Annotated in this window: 25 protein-coding genes; 10 read left to right on the forward strand and 15 right to left on the reverse strand. The window is 50.8% G+C overall.

Translation table 11 applies throughout. The features are described from left to right. Positions 1-12 precede the first annotated feature (12 nt). The 5 genes from coaD to DW947_RS21900 all read right to left on the reverse strand — a co-directional run bounded on the left by coaD (position 13) and on the right by DW947_RS21900 (position 5,533). Positions 13-471, reverse strand: coding sequence for a pantetheine-phosphate adenylyltransferase (gene coaD / locus DW947_RS16025; protein WP_005830918.1), 459 nt, complete (start codon positions 469-471; stop codon positions 13-15). Then, on the reverse strand, positions 468-2,402 hold the full coding sequence (locus DW947_RS16030; RefSeq protein ID WP_005830915.1) for a DNA topoisomerase IV subunit B: 1,935 nt from the start codon (positions 2,400-2,402) through the stop codon (positions 468-470). Before DW947_RS16030 ends, coaD begins: the two co-directional genes overlap by 4 nt. A gap of 117 nt (positions 2,403-2,519) precedes the next feature. Next, a complete protein-coding gene (locus tag DW947_RS16035) occupies positions 2,520-3,656 on the reverse strand; it encodes a hypothetical protein (RefSeq protein WP_005830912.1) in 1,137 nt (378 codons plus the stop codon). A gap of 150 nt (positions 3,657-3,806) precedes the next feature. Then, the gene (locus DW947_RS16040) at positions 3,807-4,787 is read right to left on the reverse strand and encodes a calcium/sodium antiporter (protein WP_050756856.1); all 981 of its coding nucleotides are present in this window, start codon (positions 4,785-4,787) and stop codon (positions 3,807-3,809) included. Positions 4,788-5,044: 257 nt separating this feature from the next. After that, positions 5,045-5,533, reverse strand: a complete 489-nt coding sequence (locus tag DW947_RS21900) for a hypothetical protein (RefSeq protein ID WP_234131106.1) — start codon at positions 5,531-5,533, stop codon at positions 5,045-5,047. Positions 5,534-5,854: 321 nt separating this feature from the next. Here DW947_RS21900 and DW947_RS16060 point away from each other — a divergent pair, with 321 nt between their 5' ends. From DW947_RS16060 to DW947_RS16105, 10 genes are all read left to right on the forward strand, one after another. Next, a complete protein-coding gene (locus DW947_RS16060; protein WP_025069034.1) occupies positions 5,855-6,190 on the forward strand; it encodes a hypothetical protein in 336 nt (111 codons plus the stop codon). 7 nt (positions 6,191-6,197) lie between these two features. Then, positions 6,198-6,413 (forward strand): hypothetical protein, encoded by a 216-nt coding sequence (locus DW947_RS16065; RefSeq protein ID WP_025069035.1) that lies wholly within the window; start codon positions 6,198-6,200, stop codon positions 6,411-6,413. An 11-nt stretch (positions 6,414-6,424) separates the two neighbouring features. Then, positions 6,425-6,646: a hypothetical protein gene (locus DW947_RS16070; protein WP_018667431.1), complete on the forward strand. Its 222-nt coding sequence runs from the start codon at positions 6,425-6,427 to the stop codon at positions 6,644-6,646. 12 nt (positions 6,647-6,658) lie between these two features. Then, positions 6,659-7,069: a PcfK-like family protein gene (locus tag DW947_RS16075; RefSeq protein WP_008782568.1), complete on the forward strand. Its 411-nt coding sequence runs from the start codon at positions 6,659-6,661 to the stop codon at positions 7,067-7,069. Positions 7,070-7,071: 2 nt separating this feature from the next. Then, on the forward strand, positions 7,072-8,355 hold the full coding sequence (locus DW947_RS16080) for a PcfJ domain-containing protein (RefSeq protein ID WP_119958556.1): 1,284 nt from the start codon (positions 7,072-7,074) through the stop codon (positions 8,353-8,355). A 24-nt stretch (positions 8,356-8,379) separates the two neighbouring features. Continuing rightward, the gene (locus tag DW947_RS16085) at positions 8,380-8,637 is read left to right on the forward strand and encodes a hypothetical protein (protein ID WP_119958557.1); all 258 of its coding nucleotides are present in this window, start codon (positions 8,380-8,382) and stop codon (positions 8,635-8,637) included. A 20-nt stretch (positions 8,638-8,657) separates the two neighbouring features. Continuing rightward, positions 8,658-8,891 (forward strand): DUF3873 domain-containing protein, encoded by a 234-nt coding sequence (locus DW947_RS16090; protein ID WP_068960793.1) that lies wholly within the window; start codon positions 8,658-8,660, stop codon positions 8,889-8,891. Beyond that, positions 8,888-9,136, forward strand: coding sequence for a DUF6956 domain-containing protein (locus tag DW947_RS16095; protein ID WP_119958558.1), 249 nt, complete (start codon positions 8,888-8,890; stop codon positions 9,134-9,136). The genes DW947_RS16090 and DW947_RS16095 overlap by 4 nt, the downstream gene beginning before the upstream one ends. A 53-nt stretch (positions 9,137-9,189) precedes the next feature. After that, complete coding sequence (locus tag DW947_RS16100) at positions 9,190-9,498, forward strand: hypothetical protein (protein ID WP_068960795.1); 309 nt, start codon at positions 9,190-9,192, stop codon at positions 9,496-9,498. 175 nt (positions 9,499-9,673) lie between these two features. After that, positions 9,674-10,390 (forward strand): Cthe_2314 family HEPN domain-containing protein, encoded by a 717-nt coding sequence (locus DW947_RS16105; RefSeq protein ID WP_119958559.1) that lies wholly within the window; start codon positions 9,674-9,676, stop codon positions 10,388-10,390. A gap of 65 nt (positions 10,391-10,455) precedes the next feature. Here DW947_RS16105 and DW947_RS16110 read toward each other — a convergent pair whose 3' ends face one another. The 10 genes from DW947_RS16110 to DW947_RS16155 form a co-directional block, all read right to left on the reverse strand. After that, a complete protein-coding gene (locus tag DW947_RS16110) occupies positions 10,456-10,983 on the reverse strand; it encodes a glycoside hydrolase family protein (protein WP_119958560.1) in 528 nt (175 codons plus the stop codon). Beyond that, entirely contained in the window at positions 10,980-11,483 is a 504-nt protein-coding gene (locus DW947_RS16115; RefSeq protein ID WP_119958561.1) for a DUF3872 domain-containing protein, read from the reverse strand. Before DW947_RS16115 ends, DW947_RS16110 begins: the two co-directional genes overlap by 4 nt. Continuing rightward, positions 11,480-12,382, reverse strand: coding sequence for a toprim domain-containing protein (locus DW947_RS16120; RefSeq protein WP_119958562.1), 903 nt, complete (start codon positions 12,380-12,382; stop codon positions 11,480-11,482). Before DW947_RS16120 ends, DW947_RS16115 begins: the two co-directional genes overlap by 4 nt. An 8-nt stretch (positions 12,383-12,390) precedes the next feature. Beyond that, positions 12,391-12,966: a conjugal transfer protein TraO gene (locus tag DW947_RS16125; RefSeq protein ID WP_119958563.1), complete on the reverse strand. Its 576-nt coding sequence runs from the start codon at positions 12,964-12,966 to the stop codon at positions 12,391-12,393. 2 nt (positions 12,967-12,968) lie between these two features. Further along, positions 12,969-13,973, reverse strand: coding sequence for a conjugative transposon protein TraN (traN, locus tag DW947_RS16130; protein ID WP_119958564.1), 1,005 nt, complete (start codon positions 13,971-13,973; stop codon positions 12,969-12,971). Positions 13,974-14,036: 63 nt separating this feature from the next. Continuing rightward, positions 14,037-15,386 carry a conjugative transposon protein TraM gene (traM, locus tag DW947_RS16135; RefSeq protein ID WP_119958565.1) on the reverse strand — a complete coding sequence of 450 codons (1,350 nt, stop codon included), beginning with the start codon at positions 15,384-15,386 and terminating at the stop codon, positions 14,037-14,039. After that, entirely contained in the window at positions 15,367-15,684 is a 318-nt protein-coding gene (locus DW947_RS16140; RefSeq protein WP_119958566.1) for a TraL conjugative transposon family protein, read from the reverse strand. The genes traM and DW947_RS16140 overlap by 20 nt, the downstream gene beginning before the upstream one ends. 5 nt (positions 15,685-15,689) lie before the next feature. Further along, entirely contained in the window at positions 15,690-16,313 is a 624-nt protein-coding gene (traK, locus tag DW947_RS16145; RefSeq protein WP_004308925.1) for a conjugative transposon protein TraK, read from the reverse strand. 31 nt (positions 16,314-16,344) lie between these two features. Next, positions 16,345-17,349, reverse strand: a complete 1,005-nt coding sequence (gene traJ / locus DW947_RS16150; RefSeq protein ID WP_119958567.1) for a conjugative transposon protein TraJ — start codon at positions 17,347-17,349, stop codon at positions 16,345-16,347. A 3-nt stretch (positions 17,350-17,352) separates the two neighbouring features. Continuing rightward, positions 17,353-17,820 (reverse strand): conjugal transfer protein TraI (locus DW947_RS16155; protein ID WP_119958568.1); only part of this gene is annotated, 468 nt, incomplete at its 5' end.

Below are 17,820 nucleotides of genomic sequence, written 5' to 3' on the forward strand. Positions count from 1 at the left end.
TATCCTTAATCCCTAATCCCTAATCTCCATTCCCTCCGGTATGAACATGCTTATGTCCTTGCCGTATTGCAGCAGTTCGCGCACGGTGGTGGAACTGACGCAGGTAAGTTCCGGCTCGGTGAAGAGCAGGATGGTTTCTATGCCGGTCAGTTTGCGGTTGATGTCGGCAATGGTTTCCTCGTATTCGAAATCCTTCACGGTGCGTATGCCGCGTATTATCAGACTGGCATCTACCTGCCGGGCAAAGTCGATAGTCAGGCAGTCATAGGACTGCACAATGATGCGCGGCTCGTTCCGGTAGTAGTCTCGTATCATTTGTTCGCGCTTTTCCAAGGGGAAATACGTATTCTTATTTTCATTGATGCCGATGCCTATGACGATTTCGTCTATAAAAGTCAGTGCACGGCTCACTACCGAAGAGTGTCCGATAGTAAACGGGTCGAATGTTCCCGGAAAGATAGCTCTTCTCATGATGCCAAATCTTCTTCTATAACCAAGTTGTTGATAATAAAGTTTTGTCGTTCCATGGTATTCTTACCCATGTAGAATTCCAGCAGCTCTTTTACGAGGTCTGTCTTGCGCAGGGACACTTGTTCCAGACGCATATCCTTGCCGATAAAATGCTTGAACTCGTCGGGCGAGATTTCTCCCAGACCTTTGAATCGGGTGATTTCGGGGTTGGGACCCAGTTCTTCAATGGCTTTCACACGTTCCTCCTCTGTATAGCAATAACTTGTCTTCTTTTTGTTGCGCACGCGGAAGAGAGGGGTTTGCAGGATATATACATGCCCTTTCTTTATCAGGTCGGGGAAGAACTGCAGGAAGAAGGTGATGATGAGCAGGCGGATGTGCATGCCGTCCACATCGGCATCGGTAGCTACGATGACTTTGTTGTAGCGCAGTGTCTCTATGCCGTCTTCTATATTCAAGGCTGCTTGAAGCAAGTTGAATTCTTCGTTTTCATAAACTACTTTCTTGGTGAGTCCGTAGGAATTTAGCGGTTTACCACGCAGGCTGAATACTGCTTGGGTATTCACGTCGCGGCTCTTGGTGATGGAACCGCTGGCGGAGTCTCCCTCGGTAATGAAGATGCAGGATTCGGTTTCCTGGTCTTTGCCTTTACCGTCACTCAAGTGGTAGCGGCAGTCGCGCAGCTTGCGGTTGTGCAGGTTGGCTTTCTTGGCGCGTTCGCGTGCCAGCTTGGTGACGCCGGCAATGGCTTTGCGCTCTTTCTCGGAGTCTTGTATCTTTTGCAGCATCACTTCGGCCACAAGCGGGTTCTTGTGGAGGTAGTTGTCCACTTCCGTCTTGATGAAGTCTCCTACGTATTTGTTCACCGTGGGGCCGGCGGGCTTGTGTTCCTGCGGCGCGGCAGGCCACATGTTGTTGCTGCCCAGTTTCGTTTTGGTCTGGCTCTCGAACATGGGTTCCTCCACGTCGATGGCAATGGCGGCTACCAGTCCGTTGCGGATGTCGGCATATTCCTGGTTCTTGTTGTAGAACTCCTTGATGGTACGGGCAATGTGTTCCTTCAAGGCAGTCTGGTGTGTGCCGCCTTGGGTGGTGTGTTGCCCGTTGACAAAGGAGTAGTACTCTTCGCCGTATTGGTTGGTGTGTGTGAAGGCAATCTCGATGTCCTCTCCTTTCAGGTGGATGATGTCGTAAAGGCCTTCGCTGGTCATGTTGTCTTTCAGCAAGTCCTCCAGCCCGTGGCGGGAAACGATGCGCTGGCCGTTGTAAATGAAGGTGAGGCCCGTATTCAGGTAGGTGTAGTTGCGCAGCAGGGTTTCTACGAACTGGTTCTGGAAGGAATAGTTCAGGAAGAGTGTGGCGTCCGGTTCGAAGAAGATATAGGTTCCGCTTTCTTCTGTCGAGTCTTCGGTCACATCACTCAACAGCGTTCCTTTCTCGAAGATGGCGGTACGTACTTTGCCGTCGCGGTAACTGCGTACCTCGAAACGGCTACTCAGCGCATTGACCGCCTTGATGCCCACGCCGTTCAGTCCGACACTTTTCTTGAAAGCCTTCGAGTCATATTTACCCCCGGTATTCAGTTTGCTGACCGCCTCTACCAGTTTGCCTTGCGGAATGCCTCGTCCATAGTCGCGTACGCTGACACGCAGACTGTCTTCTATAGTCACTTCTATACGCTTTCCGGCACCCATCTTGAACTCGTCGATGCTGTTGTCCATCACTTCTTTCAGCAACACATAGATGCCGTCATCGTTCTGTGAGCCGTCGCCCAGACGGCCTATGTACATACCGGAACGGACACGGATATGCTCCATGTCGTCCAGGTGGCGGATGTTGTCGTCGGTATATTCCACGCTGGAAACGGGGCTCTCTGTGATATTGTTGTCTGCTTCTTCCAGCGGCAGGGTCATATTGTTGTTATCTTCCATAAGTACGTTATTCCTTCATATTGCGCATTGCGACAAAGGTAATGAGAAATTCGGGGGTTCGCAAAAAAATAATGTCTTTTATGGACTTCTGACAAGCTTATATTCTGGATTTAGAACTTATTTTATTCCTTTCACAAAGCATCTTCTCCGTTTATGCTGTTCCGTCTTGAAGTACTCCCACTGCGCTTGCACCTTGCCGTTCAGCTCCAGCTCCGGATTACTCTCGGCATACTCGAAACCAAGTTGCTGATAGACGGGGATAAGGTCGGAGAACAACAATGCATTTACCCCCTTGTTCTGATACTCCGGTTTCACGGCAACCAGCAGCAAATCGAGCATCTTGGGATATTTCTTCAAGAAGATGGTCTTGGCCAGGTGATACCAACCCATAGGAAGCAGGCGCCCGTGGGCTTTTTGCAACGCTTCGGCGAGTGACGGCATGGAAATGCCTACGGCAAGCAGCTGGTCATCGGCATCGGTAATCAATGTCACCATGCGTAGGTCGAGGATGGGCAGGTACATCTTGACGTATTGGTCAATCTGCCGTTGGCTCAGTGCAGAATAGCCATAGAGTGGCTGATAGGCTTCGTTCATCAGTTCGAAGATGGCCTGACCGTAGTCTTGGGCAATCTTCTTGGCAGATGTGTATTTCTTTACCTTGAGGTTATACTTGCGCTGGATGAGGTCGGAGATGCGCTTGTGCTTGTCGGGTATGGCGTCGGGAATGTAGATTTTGTATTCCACCCAATCGGCATCCTTCTCAAAGCCCATGCGTTCCAGATGTTGCGGATAATAGGGATAGTTATAAATGGTGGCCATGGTGCTGAGCTGGTCGAATCCTTCGATGAGCATACCTTCGGCATCGAAATCTGTGAATCCCAGCGGGCCTTGTATATGTGTCATTCCCCGTTCTTTTCCCCATTCTTCCACGGTGCGAATCAGGGCATCGGAGACTTCCGCATCATCGATGAAGTCTATCCAGCCGAAGCGGACTTCCTTTTTGTTCCAGGTTTGGTTTGCCTTGTGGTTGATGATGGCAGCTACACGTCCTACGATTTTACCTTCCCGATAAGCCAGGAAATAGTCGGCTTCACAAAATTCGAATGCAGCGTTTTTCTTCTTGTTGAAGGTGTTGAGCATGTCATCGAAAAGGTCGGGGACGGAATAGGGGTTGTTTTTGTATAGCAGGTAGTTGAAACGGATAAAGCGCTCCAGTTCCCGTCTTGTGGTTACTTTCTTGATTGTAATTGCCATAGTTGTTCAATATTGAGACCACAAAGGTAATGCAAACTGAGAGCAGAACAAAATAAGCTTGCTTATTTTTTATGCCGAGGTACAGCTTGCCTTATTTAAAAATACGTGATAATCTTTAAAATACCGCGTAGGGTGTTTGTAAATTTGCTGTTAGAGGTTGTATATCAGTACCGCTGTGTAGGCAATGTAGCAGAGAATCAGAATGCTTCCTTCCACCCGGGTGATGATGCGTTTCCCGAAAAAGATACCGAACAGCCAAAGCAGGATGCTGGACCCTACGAGTACCCACAAATCGAAATTGGTGATGCCCGTCAGACGCAGTGGAGTGATGGAGGCCGAACAACCCAGTACGAAGAATATATTGAAGAGATTACTTCCGATGACGTTTCCGATGGCTATTTCGGGGTTTTTCTTCAAGGCGGCTACGATGGAGGTGGCGAGTTCGGGTAATGAAGTGCCGCCTGCTACGAGCGTCAGCCCGATGATGGATTCGCTGACACCCAATCCGCGGGCTATGCCGCTGGCACCGTCTACAAAGAAATTACCTCCGATGATGAGGCCGGCAAGTCCGCCGAGAATGTATAGGGCGGACTTCCACGCGGGTAACAGCCTGATTTCGTCTTCTTCCTGTAAGTGCTCCTTTTCCGGTTCCTTCATACTTCCATCCCTTTTTGCAATGGCAAAAGTATAACTCAGGAAAATGGTAAAGAAGCATAGCAGCAATAGGCCGTCGGTGATGCTGAGTATGTTCTCCCCACTGCTGTCCAGTAAGACGTCGTTGGCACAAATCAGCAGGGCGAAGGATGAAAGGATGCAAAGGGGGATTTCGCGTTTCAGTGTGTTACGGGTAATGGCTATCGGGGCAAAAAGGGCCGTACAACCCACAATCATCAGGGTATTGAACGTATTGCTTCCCACCACATTGCCAATGGCAATGTCTGCACTGCCTTTGAGAGCAGAGGATATGCTGACGGTGAGTTCCGGTGCGGAAGTGCCGAAGGCAACAATGGTAAGCCCGATGACGATGGACGGTATATGGAAACGTTTGGCAACGGATGCGGCACCGTCTGTCAAGCCATTGGCACCCAGAAGAATGAGGAGCAGTCCTCCGACAAGAAACAATATATCCATAGGTATGTCAATTTTGAGTACAAAGATAGTGCAAACCGGATACAGAACTTTCATGTTTGCACCACGAAGTTACGAAAAGAGTGTAATTTATTGGAAATGAGCGTAGGTTAATTGCTCATGATAGTAATAGGTTACGAATTAGTTAGTTATCTACTGCATTATCCTTCTGCGCGTTGCGTAACCTTCAAAGAACTCTTCGTATGCAAAAATAGAAATTAAACGGGAGATTTAGAAATAAATCTCCTGATTTTTTATCCTCACATATAAGTTTTTCCGTAAAAGCGGTTTTGTCCGTCGGCACACCATCGCCCAAAGAGATTTTGGACGAACGTATGCCGACTACCGCATAAGCGGAGAAAAGGGCTTTGCCTCACGCCTAAACAGAAGTTTAGACTGATGATGCAAGGCCCATTTCTTTTGCGCTTATGCCAGAGAGGTGCTTTTACGGATTTCTGACTGTTTTTCTTTTTCGCTGTCCATTTGAGCCGGAAGCGGAAAGCCGTGCAAGACCGCCCGCTCCATGAATGGAACAAGCCGTCACCCACGGCAGGCAAACCTGAAAGAATGATTTTATATGTCCGACCGGACACGTCCTGCCGGACATATAAAACCATACTTTCCACACGGTGGTTTGCCCGGTTCCACGCTTCCGGCTGTTTCCCTTTTTCTTTTGTGGACTTCTTTTTTACGGATTTCTCTTTTGAAGTTTTCCTGTCCAATCTGCCTCCACTTCCGTTTACCTCCATTTCCGCGCCTTTCAGTGAGCCGCATCAGGCAGTCATTTCCGTTCTGGGCGCAAAGGTAATTCCGGGATTGGACGGGAAAGCAAGGTCAAGCCTCCTGTTTTCTGCGGAAATCTCCAGCCCTGTGCGGGTAGTATTTCCGCGAAAAACCTTGCATTCCCTAATCCCTACCTTTTTAAGCACCCGAAACGAAAACGACCGATGCGACAGAAAGACGCATAAAAAAAATGTCGGATAAACGAGAGGCAGATAAGATAGTTTGAAACTCAACTCCCTCAGCTCTTGAATCCGCATTAAAAACAAAAAATCAAAAACAAAACGGATATGGAAACAACAATGGCAACAAAATTCGTGGCTTGGGAAGTGCCGACATTGGAAACACTGAAAGGCAGTAAGGCTTACATCCTTCGTGAGAAACTGAACAACGGAGGACAGATGAACCGAGAGGAAAAGGATTGGCTCACCGAAAACGTGAACAGTAACACCTATTTCAAGAGCGCAGTCCCCTTGCAAGGCTGGAGGTTTGACTTCTCCGATGTTCTCCGCACGTTCCTCGTATGCCAATACGGACGTTGGACGGAATACAAGGCAACGGACAAGACCGGACTTCGCAGATACCTATACGGCAGGATAGACAACATTGTGGAACTTGAAAAATGATACGGCTATGACGGCAACGGCAAATTTCAGACAAGTGGCGCAATACATAGGACTTGCGATATGCGGTTTAATCGTGCGCACCGCCTTCGGGATATTGGACATCCTTTGGGGCATCATCACGGAGATAATAAACGGAGTGTTCCGAGTGGCGATAGGCGTAATCGTGGCTATCCTTTCCACAATCGCCTTCTTCGGCTTCATCCTTTGGTTATTCACCCTTTAACCCCTACCGAAATGGCAAAGAGAAGCAGCAAGACGGCAGCACAGCAGTGCAGATACTACGAGGTGGACAACATCTTCGTGTACATGGTGGAAACGTATATCAACGGAAACATATCCGTGTTCCGTGACCTCTACCACGAACTGAACAAGGACGCACGGAGGGATTTTACAGACTTCCTTTTGAGCGAGGTTGAGCCGACCTATTGGAGAGAGATACTGAAACAGACAATCTAAAATGACAGCGATATGAAAACGACAGACCATTTCAAGAGAACGATACAGATGTATTTGGAACAGCGGGCAGCGGAAGATGCGCTCTTTGCCAAGAACTACCGCAACCCAGCCAAGAACATAGACGATTGCGTGACCTACATTCTGAACTATGTGCAGAAAAGTGGTTGCAACGGCTTCACGGACGGAGAGATATACGGACAAGCCGTCCACTACTATGACGAGAACGAGATAGAGGTGGGCGAACCTATCCAATGCAAGGTAGCCGTGAACCATGTGGTGGAACTAACAGCGGAGGAAAAGGCGGAAGCACGGCAGAACGCTATCCGACAATACCAAGACGAGGAACTCCGCAAGTTGCAGAACCGCAACAAGCCGACAGCGAAGAAAGAAACCAAAGTTGAACCATCACTATTTGACTTCTGATTATGAAACCGAAAACACGCATACAACAGGAAGTCGCACGTTTGAGCAAGCGACTACCGGGATTGACCGAAGAACAAAGGGCATACGCTTTCCGCCACTGCTTCAAGCATTACGCAGTCAAAAGGGCAGACGGCACGAACATCTGCACCGAATGCGGACATTCGTGGAAAAGCGACCACGACCTTGCGGATACCGTTTGCGGATGCACCTGCTCCCATTGCGGTATGGAGTTGGAAGCATTGCGCACCCGAAAGAGTGTTTTCAGAGATATGGAGTATTTCTCCATCGTCACCACCTGCAAGCGATACCAAGTGATACGCTTCTTTTCCGTCAAGTCACGATACAAGGCAGGGCAGCCAGCCGAATATTCCATCTTTGAAGTGGTGCAGAGGTGGATTGCCCCCGACGGCAAGACAACGACCGTTGCCCGATTGCGTGGCATGTCCTTGTTCTATTACGACCTATGGAATGAATACAGCGACATGGAGGTACGCAAGAACGGAGAATTTCGGGCATACGACATAAATCCGGTATGCACCTACCCCCGACAGCGTTTCATACCCGAAGTGAAACGCAACGGCTTCAAGGGTGATTATCACAACATCCTGCCTTACGACCTTTTCAAAGCCATACTTTCCGACTGCCGAGCCGAAACGCTGTTGAAGGCAGGGCAATATCCCATGTTGCGTTACTATATATACCACTCTTTCAATATCGTAGAGTATTGGGCATCCGTGAAGATATGTATCCGAAATGGCTACACCATTGCCAACGGCTCTATGTGGCGTGACACGATAGACCTCCTGCGTCATTTCGGCAAGGACACGAACAGCCCGAAGTACGTTTGCCCTGCCGACCTCAAAGCCGAACACGACAAGTTGGTGGCGAAGCGTAACCGACAAAGGGAACGTGAGCGGACGGAACAGCAACGGCAAAAGGCGATTGAGGACGAGAAGAACTATCTGAAAGCCAAAGGTATCTTCTTCGGACTTGTGTTCTCCGACAACCTTATCCGTATCAAGGTCATAGAGAGCGTGGAGGAAATGATAGAGGAAGGACGTATGATGCACCATTGCGTGGGTGGCTACCACAATCGGGAAAATTCTCTTATCCTTTCAGCGACCATTGACGGCAGACGCATAGAAACGATAGAGGTATCACTGAAAACTTTGGAGGTGGTGCAGTGTCGTGGCTTATGCAACGAGAACACCGAATACCACGACCGCATTGTAAACCTTGTGAACAGCAACGTGAACCTTATCCGCCAACGGATGGAAGCGGCATAGTATAAACCTATAATACCCAATAGTATGGAAGTAAGAATTGAAAGCATGATTTGTCTGTGGGACGATAAAATCCCCACGATGTTCCTTGAATTTGTGAACCTCCTCACTCTGGCAACGAGTGAGGAGCAGTTAAGACGAAGCGTCAAGGACTTTGCCGAGAAGCACGAACTTGACAGGTTCTTCCTTTACGGCTTCGGCTCACACCATTTCTACCTGCACCAACGCTACACGAGCGACCCCGAAATGGTGATGCGCAACCGAGTTTTGTCAGTACATTTTTAACAACTCTAAAATCAACGATTATGGCAACACGAATGACTATCAACGGAGTAAGCACCTGCACGGAAGCAGGTACGGAGAAATACGAAAAATTCCAAATGGGTGTCGGCAGACGCAAGCGGACACTTGTGCAGTACGACTACCGCCACCCCGCAGACGGAGAATTGTTCTCTTGTGTCAAACCTACGTTGGACGAGTGCCGGACCGCACGTGACAAGTGGCTGACCACGAAAAAGGGAAAGGAGGGAAACTTATGAACGCAGCAGGTTATCAAACGCTGATAGTGAAATTCAGCAAGCCTATCAAGGTGTTGGACGAAATGTTTGACGATGCTGAAGCATGGGGAGTAACAACCCTTTGCGAGTGGATAAATGCTTATGAGAGTTCACGTTTCACCGCCATTGACAGCCATACGGCTGTAATCACAAGCGAGTACAACATGGAGTGTCTGAAGGCGTGGCTGGAAAGACACACCCCCATAACCGAGAAAGCAGAATTTTAAGCGCGTTGGCGGTGTACGCACCGCCAACATATAAACCCTAAAAGACAGCGTATATGATAGCAAAGATAATTTTGGAGCAGATAGGCGGCAGACGCTTTGCCGCCATGACTGGAAGCAAGGACTTCATAGACATGGGCAACGGCTTGCGCATGAGCCTTGCGAGGAACAAGACAAGTGCCAACCGCCTTGACATCATCTATGACGGAGGGGCAGACCTCTACAATATGCGTTTCTACCGCAAGACGTTCAGCAAAAAGACATTCGAGTGCAAGACGAAGGACATCGAAACGCACGAAGGGATATATTGCGATATGCTGGAAGAAATGTTCACGATGGTAACGGGGCTTTACACCCGATTTTGAGGGGTGGGCGGCAAAAGCCGCCTACTTTCTTTCGTGAGCATGATGGCGAAAAAGAAAGTAGGCAAAGAAACCGCTGTCCCAATCTACGATAATCAGCAATTTCAAATAGATTTATTCATAGGAAATTTCTCGTTATGAATAATATTCAGTAATTTTGCAAAAAAGGAAATATGCTATGAACGAAGAAAAAACTTTTTCAGATATACTATTTAAATCCACTCTGGCTGTAAAACTGATAAGTTTAGTTAAGCCTATTGTTAGTTCACATTTGGAACAATGTTTAGCTGATAAAAGTCTTAATTATGATGAGTTAGGTAATGAACATGAAAAAATGCTCAAAAAGGCAATCGCCATATATGCTAATCTTGGAACAGTTGTTTCAGATTTAGAAAAGGTTGTTGTTTTTTTGAAGCTTGATAAAGAAAAGGTTTCCCAAACATATCCTGATTTAAGTCTTGAAGAGTATTATAATTATCATCTTGAAAACTATGTTATTAGAATAAACTCACTTCCTGACATATTAGCACAATTGGGTAATACAATTTGTAATTGGGGCATACCGAAAAAGAAATGTTATGGAACTACTATCCCCGACAGCACAAAAGTTACTAATGAGGATATAAAAAATAAAATGCAACTTTTGTTGTCAAAGATTTCTTCAATAAGAACAATTAGGAATGAAAAAATCCACACGGGAGATGCAGAGATAGGTTATTTTGATAAATCACTATGTTGGGATACGCTTCCAACATTAGGTATTCCATTATCACCATTACTTGAAGAATATTCAAAAGGGAAAAAAGTTGAAGCTATAGACTTAATCTGTGATGAAGTAGTTGAAGTTATAAATATAGTTGCCGAGATATTAAACATATATGATTCTTATCTTTAAGAATTTAGACACATTTGCACATGATAAAGAATTAGAGAGAACATTTTAATGTTCTCTCTAATTCTTTAAGGTACATACAGCAGCGCAAACTCTGCCTTTCTTCGTTTGAGCAGCATGGCGTGCCGTTTCCCCTTGTAGTTGCAGAAAGCGATATACTCCCGATAGATGTTCCTGTCGCCAGCTTCCAGCTTCTTGATTAAGGTGCTTTTGGGGATTGTCTTGCTACCCAAAAGCCTGTATGGACCCACGTTGTAGGCAAGCGTGCCAAGCAAAATCGAATCCGCCCCGAACCTGCGGAACATGGCGATAAACTTCCGCAGGTCTTTACGCAGGAGCGCGTCCGCCTGCCGTTTCGTCATGGTGCGTGCAGAATACCTTTCGCCCGGCTGCAACTGATGACCCCAGCCTATATAGGGATAGCAACTTTGGTCATGCCAGCCCTCAAAGTAGCGGGTACACAAAAATGCTCGTTCCATAAGCGGCAGGCGGTAGATTGCCGCCTGCCTGTCCGTTCCCTCTTGGCGGCTGCCCTGTGCGGACACGGAACAGACCGCCATAAGCGAACAGAGCATCATCATGAATACACGCATCATCTTGGCAGAGGTTTGAAATTGCCCATAGGGATGACGGTCTGAATGTCGTCCTTACCGTTCCGATTATTGAAGTCAAATTCCAATTCATAGGAATTTTTGAAATTGTCCTCCACCACCACGATGAAGTTGTGCGCCTCGTCGCCCTCTGCCGTGTAGTACAGCCGGAACTTCTCGTTTTCGAGCAGGTAGCGGTCGTTGGGCAGGAACGTAATGCCGTTGTCCATTTTCAATGTACCTTCCCCCTCAAACTGGAAATACCGGATGGTATAGAGGGTGTTGGCGAAGTCGCCCGTCTTTTTCAGCTCACAGCGGATTTCCACCGTCTGCCCCTTCGTCACCTTGTTCGGCACGGGCATGGTTTCCACCGTGAAGGGATAGGATTGCTGGATGTCCATGTCGTCGTCACACGATACGAGCGTGAACGACATGGCGGCGAACAGGCAGAGTGCCAACGCCTTGAAGATGGATTTTCTTCGGTTCTTGTTGTTCAGTAAGTTCATTTCAATTTGATTTTTAAGTTATTGTTCATTTCTTTTTTCGTTGTCAGTTGCAGATACTCGTTCAAGTCCTTGCAACCGTCATAGAGGGCTGAATGGTCACAGGCACGTCTGCCATAGCGTTTGCCAAGAACGTCAAGCGTCCTCCGTCCGGCTTCGTCACGGTCAAGGAAACAGTTGATGCGTCCGTAAGCGTCCAAATGCTTCATCGCCTTTTCCACGTTGGAAACGGAGTTCAGCACAAGACTGTCGCCATTGCCGACTATGCCGAGTGTGGCAGCGGAAAGGAAATCCATAAATCCCTCGAACACGCTGCACACGTCGGCAGCGGTATTTTCCAGCTTTACCAGTGACACATCTTTCGGTGGTATGCAACCCTTGAAATGGCGGCTGCGTACCTCATAGCCGCCAGCCATGTTTGGAAAGCCTACAGCGAAATACCGCTTTCCACGCACGCCATAGTTCAGGCGGAAACAATGGTGGAATGCAACGGCATAAGGTATGCCCCGTTCCGCCAGATAGTCCGTCAGCGGTGAGCGGAGCAACGGGACGGCTTCCACTCCTTCAAAGGCAGGTTCGGCAGGCTTCGGTTGATAGGTCGGAAAAGCCGACCTATCAACCACCATATTTGCGGCTTTCGCTATAAACCTCGCCTGTTCCATAAAATCCACGCTTTGCGCAAACTCCCCGGCAAGCGTAAAGATGTCGCCACCCTTGCCCAAACCGAAGTCGTACCAGAGCTGTTTCGCCACATTCACGCGGAAAGAGGGTGTGCGCTCATTGCGGTACGGCGCACGATACCAAAGCTCGTTTCCGCTTCTCCGTACAGGCTCGTGCCCCAACCGCGCGAGAAAGTCTGCCAACGGAATCCGCCTTATCATGTCGATGTCCGTATGCTCCATGCGGTGCGTCAGTTGATGATTATCTTGATGCCCGCCCCGAATTGGCAATGGAACTTTCTCGTGTCGCCACCCCACAGGCAACGCTCCCGGAGGTTGGCGAGCAGGGCAATACGGTCAGCCACGTAGAACTCCACATCGAGCGTCAGCGCACCGCCGTAGATGAAGGCGTCACGGTCATGGAGCGTGGAGCCGTCAGGCAGCACCTTCTCGCCCCAGTTCACCGATTCATACCCGGCGAGAGCCGAAGCACCCGCATAGACGAAGACGATTTTACGCGCGTCGGACAGTATCTTGAAGTAGTAGCCGCCCTCTGCCGTGAACTGAGCCACGGGTATCTTTGTGTCCTTGTACGGGTTGTTCTTCAACAGGTACTCGCCGCCGAACACCCATTTGTTACCTTTCTTCGTGTAGGTGGAGAGAGCCGCCCCGAAGCTGTATCCGCCGTCGTTGCCGCCGGGATTGAAGCCGTCCGCCAGATTCGCCCTTAACTCGATGCCCTGCATCTTCGGCAGGCACCGCTGGGCGTTCGCCCGCCCTGTGAACAGGGTAAGCGACGCGATAATCATAAAAAGGTACTTCTTCATAGTCAGCGCACTTGAAGTTCGTTGATGGTATTGGCACGCACCAAGTCCTCGTTCTCAATCACGAAGGACTGGTGGCGACCGCCGTTCTTCTCGTTCAGCTCCACCACGAGGCACTTGCCGTCGGGGATGGTGAACTTTGCCATCGTGAAGACCGTGCGCTCGTTCTTCCTGCCCGGCACGAGCGTGGCGTAGTTCTGCGCGCGGAGCGGCAGGACGATCTGCTCCTGCACGGCGGTACGCTTCGCTACCTTCTTGTCCACGATTTTCCACGTTATGTAGTCCACGTCGAAAGGAATGTTGCTCTGGTTCTTGATTTCCGTGTGGAAATAGAGCAAACCGTTATGCGTGTAGATGCCTTTCAGCAGGTACTGGATGCCGAAACGCTTGCAGCCGATGTGCTTCACCTCGCGCTTGTTCTGCCTGTGGATGGACTTCATGATAAGGCGCACCAGCATCGGGCTTTCGCTGCCCAGCTCCTTCAGATAGATTTCCTGCGCGTTGTTCGGGCGGTTCACCGCCGAGCCGTCATGGATGAAATCGCACATCTCCACGTTGAGCAGCAGCGGTTCGGCGGCGTACTTCACGTTGAAGGTGTAAAAATTTCCGTCTTCCGTGATTACGGACATGTTGGTTTCGTTCGGAAAGTCCTTCACGGTAGCCTTCACGCGGATGACGTTCTCGGCTCCGTCGGCTTTGCCCGCAATCAGGTCGGGCGAGCCTAAATCGACATAGCGCACTTCCGAGGGGAAAATGACGTGGACGGTCTTGTCGTAGGTCACTTCCAAACCGTGCGGGGGGACCATGCGGTCAAATCCCAGCTTTCTTGTCAGCCCGTGGTACAGGTCGCCGTCCGCCTCCTTCTGCGGATAGACCTCCTTTGTCAAGGTCGGCTGTTCTGTCGTCGGCTGTTCTACACTGCCGTTGTCCGTTCCAACGGTCACGTTCTCCTGCGCGTTGGCAGTAGCGATGCCCATAGCGAGGGCAAACATGATGATTACTTTTCTCATATTACTTTGGATTTTAGTGGTAAATTAAACATTGGTTGTTGTTACTTTTTCTGTATTCTGTTTTCAGTCTATCTCCTGATAGAGCATGACCCTGTACCCGGCTTTCAGATGCACTTTCACCGTGCGCATCTTCTTGGCGATATACTGGCTCGTGCCTTGTATCAGCCCCTTGCCCAAGTCGGAGGCGAGCTGCGCCCCTGCATTGGTGGAGATATTGATGCTGCTCCCCAGCGAGCCGCCCATGTTTGCGGCAACCTCCCTGACAGCGTTCATTTCCATCGAGTTGGGGATGAAGATGCCGGGCTGCCCGTCCGTGTCATACACCGCCAGTTCCACCGGGATGATCGTACCTGCGTACTCCAGCGAAGTAATTTCAATATCAAGCCGTTCGCCCTGAATCTTTGCCGTGCCGACCACCACCGCGTTGCGGGGAATGATTTTTTCCGCTACCGCCATCGGCTCCAGCAGCCGTAATCTTACCGCCTGCCCGTCGGTCACGCTCTGCGCCCCATAGACGCACGCCGATATGGTGTTCCTGTCCGATACGGTTGTGACGCCCACCGCCGTGTTGAAACTGCGGTTACGCTCCTGCGAGAAGGAGGCGACAAATTCGGTGTTGCTCATCGGTTGTCCAAGCGAGGACACCACCTGATGCACTACCTGCCTGACGGGTTTTGCCGTGTTCTTTCCGGCTTTCTGCACGGGGTAAGGCTCAGCCGCCTGCACCGGTTCCGGCTTGCCGCCGTTCTGACCGCCCATGTATTTCGCCGCCAGCTCATAGGACTTTTCCATAAGTGCCACCTGCTCATCCATAGCGGACGCCTTGCCCTTCTCGCTTTCAAGTTCCGATTCCAGCGATGCGATACGCTCCAGCAGTTCGTCCATCTCCGCGTTGTCGTTCTCCGGCTGCTCGTAGAAGTTACCGAGCGTGGCATTGAGGTCGCGGTAGGCGGCTGCGGAGGATTGGATGGTTTTCGGGGCAGGGTTCACCGCCTCTTGCGTGCCGCCGGGATTGGCAAGGTCGAAGTCCCTGCCGCCGTCCGTTTCCGTCACCTCGCTGTCGAACATATCGCCCAGCTGCTGCATGGCGCGGCTGCGGTCCGCCTGCCGTTCCTCCATCGCCCCCTGTTCGTAGGCTTTCGCCTTGTCGCCGATAATCCGGTGGTTCGCCTTGTCCGCGTCGGGCATTTCGATGTTGTAGCCGCCCGTTCCCGGCTCCTGCTCCTTGCCGGAGGACGGTGCGAATATCAGCCACATCGCACCGAGGAATACCAGCACCATAGCGGGCAGCACTATCATCTTCTGACGTTTCAGCCGTTGGGCTTCGGTCAGCGGCTTGCGTACCTTCTTCGGTTTCCCGTTGTCGGGAGCCGCCTTGTTCTCGTTTTTAGGTTCATTCTTCGTCTGTTCCATACATATTATTATAATAAGGTGTAAAATTGTCGCTCACTTCAGGCTTCAAGGACAGTTCCACCTGTCCGGCATGGTCTGTCACCATACGGCTGCCGTCATTCCTGCCGATGTCATGGACGGCTTTGCCGAAGGTGTAGAGGGCAAGCGCGGCGAAGGCAGCGAGCATTGCCAGCACGATGCGCCTGCGTGTCTTCGGCGGCAAGCCGTCCAGATACCCTTTGAGCCTTGCCACCAGCATTTTCTTTTTGTCGTGGAGTTTCCAATAGACCCTCCACAGCGATTTTCCGATTCCTTTCATGCCTGTTAGCGTTTGATGGTTTGTAAATCCTTGTTCTCAATGATGGTGAAACCCTCGATGGTGAACCCGTTGGGGTTGTCGTCCGAACGGGACGAGTTCAAGAGGCGGCACGTTGTCACGAGGCTGCGCTCGGTGACGTTGCTCTGCCGGATGATCTTCTGCGTGGCGTAGGTCACGGCACGGTAAGGATAGCCGTTGAAGTCGCACACCACGCTGTCCACCTTCAGCACTTGGTTGATGTTCCCGGCGATGATGCGGTTGTAGTACCCTTTCTCGGCGAAGTCCGAATAGTAGTTGTACACGCTCTTGTCCGCTAATAGCAGGGCACGCTTCACGTTATGCTCTATCGCGCTCTTTTCTGGCGAGAGCGTGAAGAAAAGCTCGTGGAAGCGGCGCACATGCTCCCTTGCCTCTGCCGGACGGTTCTGCGACAGGTCCTGCGAGAGAGCCAGCATCAGCGACTTGCCGTTGTCCAGCACGTAGATCTTCTCCCGCTGCCGCTCCGCGAAGCGGTAGGAACTCCACACGCTCCATACCGTTATCACGGCGCACAGCGAGAGGAAGACGATACCAAACAGGCGTATCTGCCTGAACGATGATTCGATGTTTTTGAGTGACTTGAATTCCATTGTTATTTATTCGTTTTTAATTGTCAGTTGATTATTTCAGCAGCTTGCCGATGCGTCCCACGGCGTTGCCTGCGGTGGCGCCCGCCACGCTGCCCGCCATGCCTCCGGCGCGTCCCGCCATCTGGTTCACGTTGCGCCCGTAGCCGCCCATGCCCCCGGCTTGGATGATCCAGCCCGCAACGGTGGGTATCGTGAAGTAGCCGATGATGCCGATTATCATGAACACGATATACACCCCGTCGCTGGAATCCAGCGAGAAGTTGGGGTCGGTCTGCATACGCTCGATGTCGCTCTGGAGCATCAACACCTGAATCTTGGCGAGTATCGTGCTGAATATGTCTGACACGGGAAGCCACAGATAGACCTGTATGTAGCGGCAGAACCACTGCGTGAGCGTGCTTTGGAAGCCGTCCCACACCGAGATGGCGAAGGCTATCGGACCGAGTATCGCCAGCACCACGAGGAAGAAGGTGCGGATGGTGTCTATTACGAGGGCGGCGGCTTGGAACATCAGTTCCAGTATCTCGCGGAAGAAGTCGCGGATGCCTTTCTTTATTTCGTACATCTTCCGGTCGAGGTACATTTTCGCCATCGTCACCATGTCGGCGGGCGACCAGCCCAGTTCCTCCAGCTGCTTGTCGTACTCCTCGTTTGACACGAGGTAGGCGGTTTCGGGGTTGCGCACCATCGCCTCGTATTCCAGCCTGTCCTTCTGCTCACGGTACCGGTTCATGTCCAGCGTCTGCGTTTCCAGCAGTTTCGCCGTGCCCCGCACCACGGGCGAGAGGACGCTGTTCACCGTGCCAAGCACCACCGTGGGGAAGAACATGATACACAGACCGATGGCGAACGGTCGGAGCATGGGGAACACGTCTATCGGTTCGGCTCTCGCCAGTGATTGCCATACACGATATGCCACGTAGAACAGCGCGCCCAGCCCGGCTATCCCTTTCGCCACACCCGCCATGTCACCGCACAGGGGCATCATCTGCCCGTAGAGCGAGCGCAGGATCTGATGAAGGTTGTCGAACTCCATAGGCTACCAGTATCTTTCGTCCATACTGCCGTACAGCCCCATGATGCGGTCGAGGTCGTTCCTCTTCTTTGCCCGCAGGTAGCTCACGCCGATGTTCTTGTTGGTGTAGTAGCTCACGAGGTTGCGGTAACGCTTCATCTTGGAATGGCAGCGTTCCACCACGTCCATACGCTCCTTGTCGGTCATGGAGAGCGTGGTGATGTTCACCACATTTTTCAACTCCGTCAGCACGTCGTTGCTCTCCTCCAAGAGCTTCGTGTAGCCGAAGGCGATGGCTCCCAGTTCCTCCACCGTGAAGCTGTCGTCGCGCAGCATCTTCTGGAAGCTGGTCACGTAGATGTCGGTGATGTCGCCCACCATCAGGATGGTCTGCTGTACCTTGCGGGCATCCTTGACGAGGTTGTTCACGGATTTGAGGGGTAGGCTAAGCATCCAACGCCCTGCCGTATTACTACGGTGGGTTTTCGGAAG

The sequence above is a fragment of the Bacteroides sp. AM44-19 genome, assembly GCF_003603395.1.
Classification (GTDB): Bacteria; Bacteroidota; Bacteroidia; order Bacteroidales; family Bacteroidaceae; genus Bacteroides; species Bacteroides uniformis.

Excerpts from the sequence above, each read along its gene's own strand:
- coaD (WP_005830918.1), bottom strand. The coding sequence starts at position 471 with ATGAGAAGAGCTATCTTTCCGGGAACATTCGACCCGTTTACTATCGGA.
- DW947_RS16030 (WP_005830915.1), bottom strand. The coding sequence starts at position 2,402 with ATGGAAGATAACAACAATATGACCCTGCCGCTGGAAGAAGCAGACAAC.
- DW947_RS16035 (WP_005830912.1), bottom strand. The coding sequence starts at position 3,656 with ATGGCAATTACAATCAAGAAAGTAACCACAAGACGGGAACTGGAGCGC.
- DW947_RS16040 (WP_050756856.1), bottom strand. The coding sequence starts at position 4,787 with ATGGATATATTGTTTCTTGTCGGAGGACTGCTCCTCATTCTTCTGGGT.
- DW947_RS21900 (WP_234131106.1), bottom strand. The coding sequence starts at position 5,533 with ATGGAGGTAAACGGAAGTGGAGGCAGATTGGACAGGAAAACTTCAAAA.
- DW947_RS16060 (WP_025069034.1), top strand. The coding sequence starts at position 5,855 with ATGGAAACAACAATGGCAACAAAATTCGTGGCTTGGGAAGTGCCGACA.
- DW947_RS16065 (WP_025069035.1), top strand. The coding sequence starts at position 6,198 with ATGACGGCAACGGCAAATTTCAGACAAGTGGCGCAATACATAGGACTT.
- DW947_RS16070 (WP_018667431.1), top strand. The coding sequence starts at position 6,425 with ATGGCAAAGAGAAGCAGCAAGACGGCAGCACAGCAGTGCAGATACTAC.
- DW947_RS16075 (WP_008782568.1), top strand. The coding sequence starts at position 6,659 with ATGAAAACGACAGACCATTTCAAGAGAACGATACAGATGTATTTGGAA.
- DW947_RS16080 (WP_119958556.1), top strand. The coding sequence starts at position 7,072 with ATGAAACCGAAAACACGCATACAACAGGAAGTCGCACGTTTGAGCAAG.
- DW947_RS16085 (WP_119958557.1), top strand. The coding sequence starts at position 8,380 with ATGGAAGTAAGAATTGAAAGCATGATTTGTCTGTGGGACGATAAAATC.
- DW947_RS16090 (WP_068960793.1), top strand. The coding sequence starts at position 8,658 with ATGGCAACACGAATGACTATCAACGGAGTAAGCACCTGCACGGAAGCA.
- DW947_RS16095 (WP_119958558.1), top strand. The coding sequence starts at position 8,888 with ATGAACGCAGCAGGTTATCAAACGCTGATAGTGAAATTCAGCAAGCCT.
- DW947_RS16100 (WP_068960795.1), top strand. The coding sequence starts at position 9,190 with ATGATAGCAAAGATAATTTTGGAGCAGATAGGCGGCAGACGCTTTGCC.
- DW947_RS16105 (WP_119958559.1), top strand. The coding sequence starts at position 9,674 with ATGAACGAAGAAAAAACTTTTTCAGATATACTATTTAAATCCACTCTG.
- DW947_RS16110 (WP_119958560.1), bottom strand. The coding sequence starts at position 10,983 with ATGATGCGTGTATTCATGATGATGCTCTGTTCGCTTATGGCGGTCTGT.
- DW947_RS16115 (WP_119958561.1), bottom strand. The coding sequence starts at position 11,483 with ATGAACTTACTGAACAACAAGAACCGAAGAAAATCCATCTTCAAGGCG.
- DW947_RS16120 (WP_119958562.1), bottom strand. The coding sequence starts at position 12,382 with ATGGAGCATACGGACATCGACATGATAAGGCGGATTCCGTTGGCAGAC.
- DW947_RS16125 (WP_119958563.1), bottom strand. The coding sequence starts at position 12,966 with ATGAAGAAGTACCTTTTTATGATTATCGCGTCGCTTACCCTGTTCACA.
- traN (WP_119958564.1), bottom strand. The coding sequence starts at position 13,973 with ATGAGAAAAGTAATCATCATGTTTGCCCTCGCTATGGGCATCGCTACT.
- traM (WP_119958565.1), bottom strand. The coding sequence starts at position 15,386 with ATGGAACAGACGAAGAATGAACCTAAAAACGAGAACAAGGCGGCTCCC.
- DW947_RS16140 (WP_119958566.1), bottom strand. The coding sequence starts at position 15,684 with ATGAAAGGAATCGGAAAATCGCTGTGGAGGGTCTATTGGAAACTCCAC.
- traK (WP_004308925.1), bottom strand. The coding sequence starts at position 16,313 with ATGGAATTCAAGTCACTCAAAAACATCGAATCATCGTTCAGGCAGATA.
- traJ (WP_119958567.1), bottom strand. The coding sequence starts at position 17,349 with ATGGAGTTCGACAACCTTCATCAGATCCTGCGCTCGCTCTACGGGCAG.